The following is a 15,838-nucleotide window of genomic DNA, read 5'->3' on the forward strand; positions in this document are numbered from 1 at the left end:
CAGAAAATTTTTTAAATGCTCCTCAAATGAAATATTATTTAATCTATTCCGAGGATTGTTCCCGCTGTAAAGAGCTTCTCTCAGCTGTTAAAAGGAATGATCTTGTGAAAATTCCCCTGCAAAAGGGATTTTTCCTTTTAAAGATTTTTAATCTTTCTTCAGTTCCTGTTTTAATTGAAAAAGGTGAAAAGACCTGGATAATTTATCCTGATCTTGAGGATATGCAAAAAATATTACTGGGTGAGGGCAAGAAGATTAATAAAGAATGTAATAATGAGACCCAAGGAGGTGTCTGTGTCCTACCCTGAGTTGTATTTAAAGACAACCCACATAGGGAGTCTTCCTTTTACTGATGTTACAAAAGCTCTTGATATAGCCTTTAGATTTGACATCCCTGCCTGGCCTCAACTGCCAAAATTTAAAGAAGAGGGAATGCTTTGGCAGTTTGTTTACGATTTTCCTGGTTTTGATCTTGAAAAGGAGCGTGTTATAACAAATACTCCTTCTTTTGAAGAAAGCCTCTTGAAAGTTTATGAAAATTATGTTGAAATCACAGAAAATAATAATCTCTTTTTACTAAAAGAACAATTAAAAACAAACTTTTCCAGGACCTTTTTCCCTTTTCTCGAAAAGGCCAAAACTCTGAACCCCTTCTTTTTAAAAGGTCAAATTACAGGACCTTTTACCCTTGGAATCTCACTAAAAAATGAAAAAGAAGAATCCCTTATCTTTAAAGACGACTTAAGGGATCTCCTTCTGAGATATCTTATTTTAAAGGCTCTTTCTCAGGGTTATTATCTAAAAGATTTAGCTGAAAAGGTAATTATTTTTTTAGATGAACCTGGTCTTTCAGGCTTTGGAAGTAGCACTTATATCTCTTTGTCTAAGGAATTTGTCCTTGAGTTATTAAAAGAAATAACAGGGATCCTTAAAAAACATGGTTTCATAGTTGGAATACATGTATGCGCCAATACTTCCTGGGATATTCTTCTGGATTCAGAGATAGATATTGTTAATTTTGATAGTTTTTCCTTTTTTGAAAAATTTATTATTTATGTAGATAAAATTGAAGAATTTTTGACCAAACCTGAGAAATACCTTGCCTTTGGTGCAGTACCAACCACAAGTTCATTTCTGGAGAAAGTAGAAAAGGAAGAGATTATTGAAGGTTTTAAAAAACAGCTTTCTCTTTTAGCGGAAAAAACCTCTATAAAGAAAGAGATATTACTGCATAGAATCCTTTTTACACCTGCCTGTGGAATGGGAAGTCTTCCAGAAGAGTTGGTTGAAAAAGTTTTAATTCTTTTGAAGGAGTTACAGAAAAATTTTCAGGATTAGCATTAAGTTTATTTAAAACTTGCTAATCTAAAAGGGCACCCTGATTTCTCTTAGAAGTTTAATTTTTTGCATAGTTTCATACTCTTACAAGAAAAAGAAAGGGTGAAAAAGGTGAGAGGTAAAAGGTGAGAGGTGAGAGGTGAGAGGGAGAAATAATTTGAAACCACTTATATTTTAGCATCAATGTGCGGAGGCAGGGGGAAAGACATAAACGCAACCCAAATTCTTGCTTTTTTTTAAATTTGCTTTATCATATATAAACATTTCAAAGAAAGGAGGAGGGAAGATGCCTTTAAGAGCTTATATTTTGATTAACACCCAAATTGGTCAGACCCAAAAGGTAGTTGAGGAGCTTAAAAAAATTGAGGAGATTAAAAGGCTTGATGTAATTATGGGCCCCTATGATATCATTGTGGAGATAGAAGTGCCTCACTATGAGGATATCTCTAAACTTCTATTAGAGAGATTTCAAAACATTCCAGCTATAAATCATACCATGACCTGTCCAGTGGTGAGCTAAAGGTTGGGGCCAAGTCTTCTTCAGGAAAAAATCCTTGTCCTAAACAAATATTATCAAGCTGTTCAAATTATTACTCTTCAAAGAGCTATTTGTCATCTGGTTAAAGGCACAGCCAAAGTTATAACTCCCGATTGGACAACGCATACCTTTGAGGAGTGGATTAAGATTAGTCAATTTTATGAAAACGGGAAGAGCTCTGAGTTTAAATTTATCAAAAGCCCCTCTATTTCTCTTCTTGTGCCTGATGCAGTCTATTTACCCTATTACGAGTCTCTCCCCCAAAATGAGGTCATCTTTTCCAGACAAAACCTTTTTTTAAGGGATCAATTTACCTGTCAATATTGTGGTAAGGTTCTTAAAAACCCGAAAGAAAGAACTATTGATCATGTGATTCCTAAAAGTCGAGGAGGAAAAACAGTCTGGACAAATGTGGTGCTCTGCTGTAAAAAATGTAATCTTAAAAAAGGTAATAAAACTCCAGAGGAAGCTGGATTAAAGCTTCTTAAACTTCCTAAAACTCCAAGATGGCAGGCTCTCATTCTTGAAGAATTTCCCAAACACAAAAAAGACAAATGGAAGGTCTTTTTAAATTTTGCTGGAATCCTTACAGATTAAGTTAATTAGCAAATAGTTTCGTAACATTTAAAATAACCAGGAGTCTATCCGGTAGCTGATAAATTTTTTCCACATATTCTTTATCAAAGCCTTCAATTTTCTCAGGGGGATCTTCAAGTTTAACCACCGGAACCTCCATAATATCACTAATCCTTTCAATTAAAAAAGACACCGCTTCATCTTGATTTCTCACAATCAAATTAAGTTTAGGATGGGTCTCAATCTGGAAATTTATTTTCTTAGCAAGATCTATTACAGTCAGAATCTGGCCTCTGAGATTCATAATCCCTAAAATATAGGGATCAGATAAAGGAACTGGAGTAATTTCTAAATCTTTATTAATCTCCATAACCTTTTCTGCATAGATCCCAAAAAGTATATCCCCTAAATAAAAGGTTATCAAAGGAACGGTCTCTTGAAGGGCAACGGTTTTCCTGGCTTCAACTAAGGGTTTAAAATCTTGGGTCTTCATTCTTAAATCCCTCCATATATTTTATTGCCTTTTCTAAATAGCTTTTAGCCTTAGCCGAGATTTTTTCCGGAAAAACTGGCTTTAGAGATATTACTAAGTCGCCTCTTTTAATTGAATCATTCTCCTTTACAAAGGGGCCTCTTCCTCTTAGAACAACGGATCCACCTGTAGTAAAAAGTCTACTTGGGATCTCTTCTCTTCCTTCTAAGGTATCAATAGCAATAGTTTCTTTAATAAGAATTTCATAAAAGGGAAGCTTAAGCTCATATAAAAGCTTGTCCTTTTCTAAGGTCAGGTTAGGATGTTTTTTCAAAACTACTTCTAAATAAAAGTCCCACTTTGCGTTGTAAAGGGATCCGGGTATAAAGAGAATATCACCCTCTCTTAAACCAGGAGGTAATTTAACTTTAACTCTTTCCTCCTCTTTTATTTTACCCTTACCCATACACCTTGAACAACTTTCTTTAAAGATAACCCCCTTTCCATTACAAAAGGAACAAGGGAAGGTTAAACTTTGATTCCCTTTAAGCAGAGTTAAAACTCCCTTTCCCTGACAATTGTGACAGGTTTCTTTAGCTCCTTTTAAATCTTGACCACATCCCTTACAATCTGGACAGGTTATTTCCCTAAGGGGAAGAGTTAACTCAACAGTCTCTGCTAATGCTACTTCACGGATTGTAAATTCCTGCATTTTATAAAAAGAGTTACCCTTGGGAATATACTGTTTTAAAATAGAAACAGACTCTTTTTTTTGTAATTCACCAAGGGCTTTTTTATACCATTCCAGAAATTTGAGATATTCCTCAGGGTTTCCACCCCGGTCAGGATGGAGAGTTTTTACTCTAATCCTAAAATACTGCTTTAATTCTTCTGAAGATGAAAATGCAAAATTATTCATAGCCTTAAATAGAAATCCGCATCTCTTTCTTATAAGATAATAATTCCTCTATGGCTCTTAAGACTTTTTCCCTTTCAAGCTTTACCTCATAGGCATTAGCCCCTAATTCAAAAACCTTTTTCTTTATATCCTCTCCAGTTAAAGAAGTAAGCACCATAATAGGAATGTCCTTATATTCAGGAATTGATCTAACATTCTTAATAAACTCAAAGCCATCCATAACTGGCATTTCAATATCACTGATAATTAAAGCTGGTTTGTATCCTGCTTTGAGCTTTTTAAGGGCCTCTTCTCCATTTCCAGCTACTTCTACTTCAAAACCAGCTTGCACAAGATAATTTCTTATCATGTTCTGGAAAAAGGGAGAATCCTCTGCAAGTAAAATATTTAGATTTTCTTCAGGTTCTTCTCTTTTTACGATAAACCACTCAGGATCATACATCTCTATAACTTTATATATGTCCAGAAAGAGTATAGTTTTATTGTTAATTATTCTATGTCCAAGAATACCTGGCTGGACATAAAGATCCACTTCTACTTCTAAGGTTGTCTCTAAGGTGTCAACAATCTTTGAACAGAGAATAGCGCAAGTTTTTTCTCTTTCCGTAAAGAAAAGAATATTGTATTCTTCCTGAGGAGGGGATCCCTGAATAGGCAAGTAATTTTCAAGGCGAATTAATGGAATAACCTTGTTCTTATAAAGAATTACTTCTTTCCCGCCGATGATTTGAATCTCTTCTGCTTTAATCTTGTCAAGTCTTGAAATAAGCGCAAGCGGAAGAGCTAAAGAATCCTCACCCACATTGAAAATAAGGATAAACTGAGTCTCCTCAGCTGAGGTTTTAAATTTTTTCTCCTCATAAGACCTTTCTATTTCCTCTGTTTTTAAGCCAGCAAGTTGACTTAACCCAACCACATCGAGAATCAAGGCCAATTTCCCATCCCCCATAATAGTTGCACCGCTGTATAGGGGAATATTTTTAAACCATTTACCAAGGGGTTTAACCACTATTTCTTCAGAATCGTAAATCTGGTCAACGAGTAGACCTATGTGTCTCTCTCCTGTATTGAGTATTACTAAGCTTTTTTCAGACTTTCCATTCTTAAAACCAAGAGCCCTTGAAAGTCTAACCACTGGTATAATTTCCCCTCTGAGACGATAAAATTCAGTATCACCCATTTTTAATATATCAGTCTCTGGATTTATGCTTACAAGCTCTCTCAAACTTACCTGGGGAATGGCATAGCGTTGATCATGAGAGGTAACAATAAGGGCTGGAATAATGGCTAAGGTCAAAGGAATTTTAATTCTAACTGTTGTTCCCTTTCCAAGAAAAGTATTTAATTCAATAGATCCCCCCAGCTTTTCAATATTAGTTTTTACTACATCCATTCCAACACCACGGCCCGATACCTGAGTGACCTTTTCAGCGGTTGAAAAGCCAGATTTAAAAATAAAAGAGAGGATCTCTTTGTCAGAGAGCTTTTCAGCTTCTTCAGGTGTGACAAAGCCCTTTTCTATGGCCTTTTTCTTTATCTTTTCAAGATCAATTCCTTTCCCATCATCCTCAATTTCAATAATTACCTGGCCTCCCTCATGGTAGGCCCTTAAAATCAAATTTCCTTCAGGAGGTTTGCCTGCTTGAACCCTAACCTCAGGGGCTTCAATTCCATGATCTATGGAATTTCTGACTAAATGAGTGAGAGGATCCTTTATAGCCTCAATGATTGAACGATCAAGCTCCGTTTCTGTTCCTTCCAGATGTAAATTAACCTTTTTATTCAGAGCCTTAGCAAGGTCTCTAACAATCCGGGGAAATTTATTAAAAACAACCCCAATGGGTTGCATACGGGTCTTCATAATAGTTTCCTGAAGCTCAGTTGTAACCATAGAAAGACTTTGTACACTTCTTGAAAGCTCAGGTTCATTGATTTTATTGGCAAGTTGAACAACCCTGTTTCTTGCAAGAACTAACTCTCCAGCAAGATTCATAAGTTGATCAAGAAGCTTTACATCAACCTTAATATGGGTCTCAGTAAGTTGTATCTGAGGGGTTGCAACGGTTTTTTCCTCCTTTTCAGCCTCCCTTTTTTCCTCTGGTAAGACATTCTCATTGAGAACTTTTTCTTCTACCTCAGGCTCTTCCTTAGTCTTTGCTTTTTCCTCAAAAGGCTCTTCCTTATGACTCACTTCTTCAGGTTTAACTTCTGAAGTTACTCCTTTTTCAGCCTCCTTAGAAAGTTGAACCTCACCTTTTTTCTTTAATTTGTTTGTAAAATTGGAAAGATCTACAAGAAAATCAAGAATTCTATCTTCCACTGGCTCAGTCTTATTTTCTTCAAGATAGGCAACAATATACTTGATTTCATCAAGACATTTAAGCAAAATATCAATTACTTCTTCAGTAGGTTCAATCTCTCCATCTCTTATCTTTCCAAGGATATCTTCAGCAAAATGGGCTATACCCTCAAGGGATTTGAACCCAAAAAATCCAGATGCCCCTTTTAAAGAATGCATCGTTCGAAAAAGGCTTTTAATAATCTCAAGGTTTCCTTTATCCTTTTCAAGTTCAATAAATTCCTCCTCCATCTTAGCGATTCCATCTTTTGCCTCAACAAGAAAATCCTTTAAAATATCTTCATCTATCATAGAGGCCCCCTTTGCTATCCGTAAGTTTATAACATAATAAATAAAAACTCTTAAGTAGTCAAGACCTAATCACAACCATGTCTTCTACAGGCATCCCTTATATCAAGCAGGTGCTTCATAACTTCTTCAAAGATTGGTAATACATTAAGTTCTATAAATCTGGTAATACTTTCTTTGTCTTTCAAATCAAGCTCTCTTTCCACTCTTCCAACTAAACCATGAAGCTCTTCATGGGGTTTTTCTAAGGATTTTAAAACAGGTTCTACAGGGGTCCCTTTTAAGCGTTTTTCAAGGATCTGCATGGATCTTCCAAGTAAGCACCTTCTATGATCTCTTTCAACTTGAGGTATAACACCTTCATTAAGAGCAGAAAGAAATCCCATCTTCCAGTTTATATGCCCTAAAACAGCAAGATTTACAAGAGCATTAACCGAAAGCTTCTCAAGTTCCTCATCTGTCACTTGAATTTTTTCTATATCAAAAAGCTTACCTGTAATCTTATTGGTTAAACTAATTTCAGAAAGAATATCAGAAGAAACCTTTATATCCTTAAAAAGTTCATTTAGTTTCTCTACAACTTTTCTTAAGTCCTCAATCTCAGAAATAAGGGCAAAACTTTTTTCCTTGGTTTGAAGAGTATTTTCTACAATAGAATCAGTTACCGCAGTTTGTTCTTCAACTGCTCCTGCAATCATTGAGGTTGCCTTCTCAACCTCATCCACCATCTCTTTTGTTTTTTCTGCCTTTTCAACGGTATTTTTGACCTCTTGAGAGAGATTATCCACTATCTTTTCAATTTCCCCTGTAAAATCTGAAACCTTTTTGGCAAGCTCCTTTACTTCATTGGCTACCACTGCAAAGCCCTTTCCAGCCTCTCCTGCACGAGCTGCCTCAATTGAGGCATTAAGGGCAAGGAGATTGGTCTGCTCAGCAATTCCCCGAATAATTTCAGATATATTACGAATCTCTCCCATAGACCTCTCTAAAGCAAGAACAGTCTCTTCCATTTCACTTGCAGAAATTTTCACAAGTTTGGCTCTATCAGCTGTTTCATGGGTATTTTTAGAAATCTCTGAGATAGCAAGCTTCATCTCTTCTGTTGACCTCTCAATTGAGGCAAGAAGATCTGTAAGCTCACTTCCAATACTTGAGGCCTTTTCCACAAGGGATTGAATCTGAGAAGAAACTGGAGATGCCTCCTCAACATCTTCATATTGACCCTCTATCACCTTAGAGGTAATCTCGCTTGCATTAAGCATTCCATTTAGCATTCCCTCAATAACTCTTTTTAAAGCATTTAGAGAGTTTGCTATAGGACTGAATTCTTTATACTTTGTGGTTATTAAAACTCTAAAATCACCCTTTTCAAAGCTCTTGATACCATTGGTCAATTCGGATATGGTATTTTTAAGGATCTTTGTTGAATATAGGGAAAATCCAAAACTTAAAGCCATTATTACTAAAATAAGAATGATTGTCAGAATCTGAACCTGAAGAAGCCTTGTATCATTTACACCCTTCTTAGCAAGAAGGGGAGTAAGTTCCATAGCCTTAGAAAGGATATTTTCAGAGACCTCATCTATTTTTCCAAGAAGCCTTTCATCACAGGTTTTTACAAGATTATCTATGAGATTAAAGAGCTCTTTATATCCCCCTTCAATCTCATTAAAAAGGGTCACAGCTTTTTCATCTGATACCGATGAAATAGCTTTAGAACCATCTTTTCCATATTTCAAATCCTCTATGGCCTTAAAAACAGTCTTTCTTGATTTTTCAATCCTTTCAATATAGTTTTTAGAGGCACTACTTTGAGGGTCCTCTTTTTTGAGACAAACTTTTTCAAAATAAAGGAATCCTGCAGCCTTTGGCCACTGACTGTTAAATCTTAACTTTCCTGCATTATCTACAGCAACACCCCAGCCTTTGAGACTTTGCAATTCATAAAACACAAAAATACAAATTAAAAGCCCAATTATAGCAACAGCTAAAGCCATAAGAAAATTTTGCCGAATCAAAGACTTCATAAGACCCTCCTTCTTTTTTTATTACTTTTAATTTTTTATTACTTTTATATCAAGTCTAAATCCTTAAATTTACATAGAATACAAAAAAATTTTTCTTTGTCAAGTTAGTGTTTACGCCCATATATTTTGAGACACTATAGAATTTTTCTACTATTTCTGTTGTGGGAAAAGGAACCTGTATTTTGTAGGGACAAACCTATGTATTTCTTTACATTATTGTGTAAACACGCAAGGATTTGGCAGACACGCAGGAGCTCCCCCTTATTCTCACCTCTTCCCTTTTTTGTAAGGATGAAATTATTGATTCAGATTAAAAAATTTTATTGCATTTTGAGTGGTAATTTCAGCTACCTTTTCTATAGTAGTTTCTTTAAGTTCAGCAAGTTTTTGTGCGGTATAAATTAAGAAAGCGGGTTCATTGCGTTTCCCTCGCATAGGGACTGGGGATAAATAAGGGCAGTCGGTCTCAAGAACAATTCTTTCTATGGGGATAGTTTTAACTGCTTCCTGCAAAGCCCTTGCTTTATCAAAGGTAATAACTCCAGGGAGGGAAAGCATGGAGTTGAATTCAAGGATTTTTAAAGCTATCTCTTTTTCTGAGGTAAAGCAATGAAAAAGAAGAGCAAGATCCCGATAGGCCTTGAGAAGATCAAGAGAAAAGTCCCAGAAAGAGAGATCTCCTCTCAGATGAAGGATAACGGGTTTTTTATAAATTCTTGCAAGTTCCAGAAGTTTTTCAAAATGTTTTATCTGAAGCTCCTTAGGAGAGTATTCCTTTACCCAATCAAGCCCTATCTCTCCAAGGGCAATAGCCTGAGGCAGATGTTCCTCTAACCATTGATAATCAAGCTCAGTTAGTTTCTTAACCTCGTGGGGATGAAAGCCTATGGCAATCTCTATAAATTCAGGAAAGGCCTTTTTGAGTTCAAGGGCTTGATTTCCTGTTTTTTTATCTATACCAACAACGATACATTTAATAATCCCTGCCTTTTTAGCCCTTTCTATTACCTCAGGCAGGTCTTTTTTAAATTCAGATAAATTTAAATGGGCATGGGTATCAATAAACCTCATCTGTGTCTTACCAAGAAAAGCATGGGAATGTAAAGTCCCATAATTATAATAGCTCCAGCTGAAAAGGGAAGATCAAAATAAATAGAAAGAAGAAAACCTGATACTACAGCAAACAAATTAAAAAATATAGTTAAAGGGACTACCCATTTAAAGGAAGGAGAACTTTTAAGGGCAAGGGTTGAGGCAAAAACAAAAAAGGCTGATACTAAAAGGACACCCATAAGTTTAACCCCAATTAAGGTCTGAAGAGTGATTAAAAGTAGGAAAAAGAATTGAGCTTTCTGAAAGTCAAGACCAGGAACTTCCTTTTCTATACCAAGGGTGAGCCATATATCTTTATAATAAAAAAATAGTCCTAAGGAGATAATAAAGACAAAAAGGCTTTCAGAGACATTTATAGCTTCCACTGTGAATAGAGAGCCAAAAAGATAATTTAGAAGGGTTATATCATATTGAGAGGTTTTAGTAGCAAGGATTAGAGCAACTCCGAGAGATAGATAAGTTATAAGAGAGGTTGCAGTATCTTCAAAAATATGTAACACCTTTACTAAGAGGTGTATAAATGAGCTTAAAAGAAGGGTCAGAAGAAGTAAAAAAGGGAAGTGTAAGTAATGAGGGACAAGAGGTGAAATAACCGAGAGAATTAGAAGGGAAAGCAATAAAAGATGAGTTATAGCATGGGGAAAGAGGGAATTTTTTTGAAGGATTAGATAGGGAGAGGTAAGAGCAGAAGAAACTGCAAAGAAAAGCCCGGACAAAAGCCCCCATTTGAAAAGTTTAAGGAAAAAGACCAAATTCTCCATAATTTCTACCAATGAAGGTGTTCTACCCTATGATAGGGAAGATCTGTAATACCTTTTTCTGCTAAAACGCAAAACTCTTCATGTTCTCCGTGATAGTAGAGCCTGTGGTTCAGGCAGGCAACTTTATTTATCTCCCGAGTTAAAAGCCATGTTTCGTGAGTAATAAGAATGATAGTCAAGCCCCTTTTATGAAAATCCGAAAGGATTTGATAAAAGGCCTCCTGGGAAACAAAGTCAAGCCCAACTGAAGGCTCATCCAAAATCAAAATCTCTGGTTTTAAAAGCAAGGCCCTAACTAAATAAGCCCTCTGAAGTTGACCAAAGGAGAGGTGAGATATCTTCTTGGAAATTAGTTCTTCAAGCCCAAAGGTTTCTATAAGAAATTTAAGATGAGATGTATCAACAGGCTTTTTATACCACTTAGAGGGGAGAAGGACAAATTCTTTTAAAGTTATCGGATTCAAAGAGAGCAATTCTTTGCCTGCTCTCTGGGGGAGATAGCCAATTTTATACCAGTGTTTAAAAGTAGAGATTGGCTCTCCCCAAAGGGTAATTTTACCCCTTTGAGGCTGCAAAAACCCAAGAAGACACCTGATAAGAGTACTCTTACCACCCCCATTGGGACCAATGATAGCCAGAAAATCTCCTTGATTTATCGTTAAATTTATTTCCTCTAAAATGGGCTTTTCATTAAAGGAGAGCGTTAAATTTTCAACCTGGATCATAATTTTGCAGGTTTTATTTCTTCCCAGAGGGCATCCATTTCTTCAAGGGAGAGCTCTTGAAGGCCTTTTCCCTTTTCTTTTATCCTTCTTTCCATTTCTCTAAATCTTTGCTCAAACTTTTCTAAAGCCTCTCTTAGGGCCTCTTCGGGATTAAGGTTTAGTTTTCTTGATAGATTGGCTAAGGAAAAGAGTAAGTCCCCCAGTTCCTCTTTTATCTGAGAGGTATTGCCTTGGGATAGAGCCTCTTCAAGCTCTCTAAGTTCTTCATATATCTTTGGAAAGACCTCCTGAGGGGAGTTCCAGTCAAAACCTACTCTTTCAGCTCTCTCTCCGAGTCTGTATGCCCTTTGTAGGGCAGGAAGACTCTTAGGAATATTGCCAAGAACCGATTCACTTTTACCCTCTTTACTTTTTATTTTTTGCCAGTTAGAAATAACCTCTTCTGCTGTTTTGGCCTCCTCTTCACCAAAGACATGGGGATGCCTTCTTATCATTTTCTGAAAGGTTAAATAGACAAGATCTCTAATAGAAAAAACACCTGCCTCTTCATAAAGATAAATAATAAAAAGAAGTAAAAATAGTAAATCCCCTAACTCCTCCTTAATCTCTTCAGGAGAGCCCTTTTCAATAGCTTCAAGGGCTTCATAGGTCTCCTCTAAAAGATATTTTTTAAGGCTCTGGGGAGTTTGCTTTTTGTCCCAGGGGCACCCTTTCTCACTTCTTAAGGCTTCAACTATTTCATAGAGAGAGGTTAGATCCCCTTTTCTTTGAAAGGAAAATTTAAGCTTAATTCCCATGGACAACAGGTTTTAAATTGAACAACTTGCTTTAAATTTTTTCATTATATGAGGAATTAATCCTCCATCTTCAAGAATTGTCTTCATAAAAGAGGGTAAAGGATGAATCTTATATGTTTTTTTCTGCGTATGATTGATAATCAGTCCCTTTTCCACATCTACCTCCAGTTCATCTCCATTCTGGGCGTCTTTTACAGCTTCTGGGCATTCAATTATCAAAAGTCCTGTATTGAAGGCATTTCTATAAAAGATCCTTGCAAAGGATTCTGCAATCACACAGGATATTCCGCAGGCCTTAATGGCAATGGGAGCATGTTCCCTTGAGGAGCCACAACCAAAATTTCTTCCTGCAACAAGGATATCTCCAGGTTTTACTTTTTTTGAAAATTCTGGATCTGCATCCTCCATGCAGTGTTTGGCAAGTTCTTCAGGATCAGTGGTATTTAAATACCGAGCAGGAATTATGACATCTGTATCCACATTGTCTCCAAATTTCCACACCTTTCCCTTAATCATTTTTTTCCTCCTTACAAAAGTTTTTCAAATTATTTTCTATCTCTTCTACAAAACTCAAAAGGTCATCTTTATGGGTTTTTACCTCTTTAAGTAAAAGTTTATCATCAATATCCCAATATCTATGAACGAGTAAATTTCTCAATTTAGCAAGTCCTATAAGTTTTTCACCTAAGGATTCACTTATAAGAGAAAAATCTTTAGCTTTTTTTATGCAATCTATATAGCCACTACAGGCTTTATTTTTAACTTTACTCAAGAGATGAGTAAGAATATTGCAGATAGCCTCAACTGAGATAATTAATTCAAATTTTAGAGCCCCAAGGGAAATTCGGTCTTCAAGAAGTATATTTTCATCCTTAGAAGAGATTTTCACTATCTGGGAATAGGAGTCCTTGATATTCTCAAGATTTTTATAAATTTTTTCTAAATTTATTTTCATCAGGAAAGTAAGCCCTCAATACCAAGGCTTAAGTTTCTGAAATGGGCGTATTCTCTATATTTAAGGGAAACTTTTTCTATAAAATCTGTTCTCAGTTCTTCATCTTTGCTAAAGAGTAAGATCCCCTTTGAGAGAATTTCCATCTGAAAGCCTGGTGAGACTGCATTGAGGTCAACAAGATGAACAGGATAATGGAAGGCCCTTTCAAGGAAATTAGAGTAATCAATTAACTCAGAAAGCTCAAAGGTCTCTTTTCCAAAAATGGCGATATCAATATCATGAAACCTTAATCCCTCGGCAAAAGAGCCAAAGAGATAGGCAAAAAGTATGTCTTCCATAGGAAAGAGTAAATCTTTCAGAATTTCTATAATTTTTTTTCTCTCTTTATGAGAGATTTTGAAAGGATTTTTAAATTTTAATTCTGGGTCAATCATTATAGCCCTAATTCTTCAGGGGTTCCAATGTAGCCAAGTATGGCTGAGGCTGCTGCCACAGCTGGTCCTGCAAGATATACCTCACTTTCAGGGTGTCCCATTCTTCCTACAAAGTTTCTATTAGTTGTTGCAACTGCCTTTTCACCTTTGGCAAGAATTCCCATGTGCCCACCTAAACAGGGGCCACAGGTGGGTGGGGAAATTATAGCTCCAGCCTCAAGAAAGATTTCAAGTAAACCTTTTCTTAGAGCCTGTTTATAAATCTCTGGGGTTGCTGGAATAATAATACATCTCACATTGGGATTAATTTTTTTGCCCTTAAGAATCTTAGAAGCCATCTCCAGGTCTTCATATCTTCCATTAGTGCAAGAACCAATTACTACTTGATCAATGTAAATCTTTTGAGAGAGATCCTTAACAAATTTAACATTGGATGGAAGGTGTGGAAGGGCTACAACGAGATCAATTTTAGAACAATCATATTCTCTAATTTCAGAATATTTAGCCTTTTTATCAGCTTTAAGGATAAGGGGTTCCTTTTTGAGTCTTCCTTTTAAAAATTTTAGGGTCTTATCGTCTGCCTCCATGAGCCCCACTTTTCCACCCGCTTCAATTGCCATGTTTGACATACTCAGGCGTTCTGCCATGGTGAGTCCTTTTATAGCCTCACCAGTAAATTCCATGGCTTTATAAAGGGCGCCATCAACTCCGATATCTCCAATGGTATAGAGGATAAGGTCTTTCCCTGTGACCCAGGGTTTGAGTTTTCCATAATAGACAAATTTAATGCTTTCGGGGACTTTAAACCAAGTCTTACCTGTGATCCATGCTCCTGCTAAATCCGTTGAACCAACACCAGTTGCAAAGGCAGAAAGAGCCCCATAGGTGCAGGTATGACTATCAGCTCCGATGACAATATCGCCAGGGGCAATAAGGCCAAGTTCAGGAAGAAGGGCATGTTCAATTCCACAGACTCCACCTTCATAATAATGTTTGATTCCATACTTTTTTGCAAATTCTCTACAAATGCGCACCTGTTCTGCACTTTTGATGTCCTTATTTGGAGTAAAGTGATCCATGACTAAGGCAATTTTTTCTGGATCAAAGACCCGGTTTATGCAGGTTGATTCGAAGACCTTAATAGCAAGAGGGCCCGTTATGTCATTGGCAAGAGTTAAGTCAACAGGGACTTCAACCAGTTCCCCAGGTTCAACCTTGGAGACACCAAGCTTTTCAGCAAGAAGCTTTTCAGCTAAGGTCATAGGGGCTTTTTTCATAGGGCAAACTCCTCTTTGGAATTTTAATAACCTTATAAAATACTTCTTTTCTTGTTTATTTCAAGCTATGGTATGCGTCCATATCTTTTGAAACTCAAATCTACCCCGACATCCAACCCAAGTCAATCAATTTTTGAATAATTTTTATCTAATTTTCATTTTATAGTAAGGACAAACCTATGTGTTTACCATCTTTTAGCAAACCTGTATCTTTGCCCGTTGTGTTGTTCCTTTAAACTCTTAGGCAGATACGCAAGGATTGGGCAGACACTATAGATTTGCCCATCCTTTAACCTCTCACCTTTTACACCCTTCCTTTTTCTTGTAAGGATCGGAACTTATGTAGTTATGGTGATAGTTTAGCCTTTTTCTTCAATCATCTCAGGGCAGCTAAATATGGATATTTTGTGTTTTCTGGCAAACTTTTTGGCCTTTTCATCAACCATGGGGGAGATGATCCAGAGGGCATCTGCTTTTCTTCCGGTTTTCTTTTCATAAAATCTGGCTTTTTTTAAAAACATGGCTATGTCATTGAAACTCATTCCAGATTTGATTTCTGCCACAATATGTTTCCCATTTTTTATGATCAAATCAAGCTCAATTGCCGCTGGGAATCCAAATACTTCTCCCTCTTCGTCCATCACCTCATACCGAGAGACTTTGTATTCAGGGAGAAATTCTTTAAATATTCGGCATATGGCTCGCCTGAAGGACTCTTCTGTTTTTATGCCCCATCGAGCTCCAATTGCTCCAAGTGTTGAATGAATCTTATTTAACATATATTGTTTATCCTTCTCCTGTCTTTCTTTTAAGACTTTTATTTCTTCATCAGTTTTCTCCTGTTTTTCCCTTAAGGCTTTAATTTCTTCAAACAATTGCTTTATTACTTTTTGATTTTCTTCCCACCTTCTATTATTTTCTTCCCATCTTTTATTATTTTCTTCCCATCTTTTTTGATTTTCTTCCCACCTTCTATTATTTTCTTCCCATCTTTTTTGGTTTTCTTCCCACCTTCTATTATTTTCTTCCCATCTTCTATTATTTTCTTCCCACCTTCTTAGGTTTTCCTCCCGTTCTTTACGCAATTCATCAAGGAGTTTTTCAAAGCGGTCCTCTGTTTCAGCTCTTCCAGCAAAGTAGGGTCTAACGACTTCTATAAGAATTTCCCTGACTTCTTGGTCTTTTTCAAGAAGAAGAGGAAGCTCTCTTTTTAACCAATCTCTGAGGTTATTGTTAAGTATCTGTTCCATTATTCCCTC

Annotated in this window: 17 protein-coding genes; 4 read left to right on the forward strand and 13 right to left on the reverse strand. The window is 36.4% G+C overall.

Translation table 11 applies throughout. The features are described from left to right. Positions 1–26 precede the first annotated feature (26 nt). The 4 genes from THC_RS09285 (at position 27) to THC_RS02740 (ending at position 2,473) form a co-directional block, all read left to right on the forward strand. Positions 27–308 (forward strand): hypothetical protein, encoded by a 282-nt coding sequence (locus THC_RS09285; protein WP_148638807.1) that lies wholly within the window; start codon positions 27–29, stop codon positions 306–308. Further along, positions 295–1,338: a uroporphyrinogen decarboxylase/cobalamine-independent methonine synthase family protein gene (locus THC_RS02730; protein WP_148638808.1), complete on the forward strand. Its 1,044-nt coding sequence runs from the start codon at positions 295–297 to the stop codon at positions 1,336–1,338. The genes THC_RS09285 and THC_RS02730 overlap by 14 nt, the downstream gene beginning before the upstream one ends. A 286-nt stretch (positions 1,339–1,624) precedes the next feature. Beyond that, on the forward strand, positions 1,625–1,858 hold the full coding sequence (locus THC_RS02735) for an Lrp/AsnC ligand binding domain-containing protein (RefSeq protein WP_068516585.1): 234 nt from the start codon (positions 1,625–1,627) through the stop codon (positions 1,856–1,858). A 3-nt stretch (positions 1,859–1,861) separates the two neighbouring features. After that, on the forward strand, positions 1,862–2,473 hold the full coding sequence (locus THC_RS02740) for an HNH endonuclease (RefSeq protein ID WP_068512994.1): 612 nt from the start codon (positions 1,862–1,864) through the stop codon (positions 2,471–2,473). Position 2,474: 1 nt separating this feature from the next. Here THC_RS02740 and THC_RS02745 read toward each other — a convergent pair whose 3' ends face one another. From THC_RS02745 to THC_RS02805, 13 genes are all read right to left on the reverse strand, one after another. Continuing rightward, a complete protein-coding gene (locus THC_RS02745) occupies positions 2,475–2,945 on the reverse strand; it encodes a chemotaxis protein CheW (protein ID WP_068512996.1) in 471 nt (156 codons plus the stop codon). Further along, positions 2,926–3,843 (reverse strand): DnaJ C-terminal domain-containing protein, encoded by a 918-nt coding sequence (locus THC_RS02750; protein ID WP_068512999.1) that lies wholly within the window; start codon positions 3,841–3,843, stop codon positions 2,926–2,928. The genes THC_RS02745 and THC_RS02750 overlap by 20 nt, the downstream gene beginning before the upstream one ends. Positions 3,844–3,847: 4 nt before the next feature. Then, positions 3,848–6,493 carry a hybrid sensor histidine kinase/response regulator gene (locus THC_RS02755; protein ID WP_068513001.1) on the reverse strand — a complete coding sequence of 882 codons (2,646 nt, stop codon included), beginning with the start codon at positions 6,491–6,493 and terminating at the stop codon, positions 3,848–3,850. 65 nt (positions 6,494–6,558) lie between these two features. Then, a complete protein-coding gene (locus THC_RS02760) occupies positions 6,559–8,517 on the reverse strand; it encodes a methyl-accepting chemotaxis protein (protein ID WP_068513004.1) in 1,959 nt (652 codons plus the stop codon). A 297-nt stretch (positions 8,518–8,814) separates the two neighbouring features. Further along, positions 8,815–9,588: a TatD family hydrolase gene (locus tag THC_RS02765; protein ID WP_068513007.1), complete on the reverse strand. Its 774-nt coding sequence runs from the start codon at positions 9,586–9,588 to the stop codon at positions 8,815–8,817. Continuing rightward, positions 9,585–10,391: a metal ABC transporter permease gene (locus THC_RS02770; RefSeq protein WP_148638809.1), complete on the reverse strand. Its 807-nt coding sequence runs from the start codon at positions 10,389–10,391 to the stop codon at positions 9,585–9,587. Before THC_RS02770 ends, THC_RS02765 begins: the two co-directional genes overlap by 4 nt. A gap of 5 nt (positions 10,392–10,396) precedes the next feature. Further along, entirely contained in the window at positions 10,397–11,116 is a 720-nt protein-coding gene (locus THC_RS02775) for a metal ABC transporter ATP-binding protein (RefSeq protein ID WP_068513014.1), read from the reverse strand. Continuing rightward, entirely contained in the window at positions 11,113–11,913 is an 801-nt protein-coding gene (gene mazG / locus THC_RS02780; RefSeq protein ID WP_068513016.1) for a nucleoside triphosphate pyrophosphohydrolase, read from the reverse strand. Before mazG ends, THC_RS02775 begins: the two co-directional genes overlap by 4 nt. 12 nt (positions 11,914–11,925) lie before the next feature. Then, a complete protein-coding gene (gene leuD / locus THC_RS02785; RefSeq protein ID WP_068513019.1) occupies positions 11,926–12,429 on the reverse strand; it encodes a 3-isopropylmalate dehydratase small subunit in 504 nt (167 codons plus the stop codon). Then, positions 12,422–12,868, reverse strand: a complete 447-nt coding sequence (gene hepT, locus THC_RS02790) for a type VII toxin-antitoxin system HepT family RNase toxin (RefSeq protein WP_068513022.1) — start codon at positions 12,866–12,868, stop codon at positions 12,422–12,424. Before hepT ends, leuD begins: the two co-directional genes overlap by 8 nt. After that, positions 12,868–13,302 (reverse strand): type VII toxin-antitoxin system MntA family adenylyltransferase antitoxin, encoded by a 435-nt coding sequence (gene mntA, locus THC_RS02795; protein ID WP_068513025.1) that lies wholly within the window; start codon positions 13,300–13,302, stop codon positions 12,868–12,870. The genes hepT and mntA overlap by 1 nt, the downstream gene beginning before the upstream one ends. Further along, complete coding sequence (gene leuC / locus THC_RS02800) at positions 13,302–14,579, reverse strand: 3-isopropylmalate dehydratase large subunit (RefSeq protein ID WP_068513028.1); 1,278 nt, start codon at positions 14,577–14,579, stop codon at positions 13,302–13,304. The genes mntA and leuC overlap by 1 nt, the downstream gene beginning before the upstream one ends. Positions 14,580–14,938: 359 nt before the next feature. Beyond that, a complete protein-coding gene (locus tag THC_RS02805) occupies positions 14,939–15,829 on the reverse strand; it encodes a PD-(D/E)XK nuclease family protein (protein WP_197650984.1) in 891 nt (296 codons plus the stop codon). Positions 15,830–15,838: the final 9 nt, after the last annotated feature.

This window comes from Caldimicrobium thiodismutans, assembly GCF_001548275.1.
Taxonomy (GTDB): domain Bacteria; phylum Desulfobacterota; class Thermodesulfobacteria; order Thermodesulfobacteriales; family Thermodesulfobacteriaceae; genus Caldimicrobium; species Caldimicrobium thiodismutans.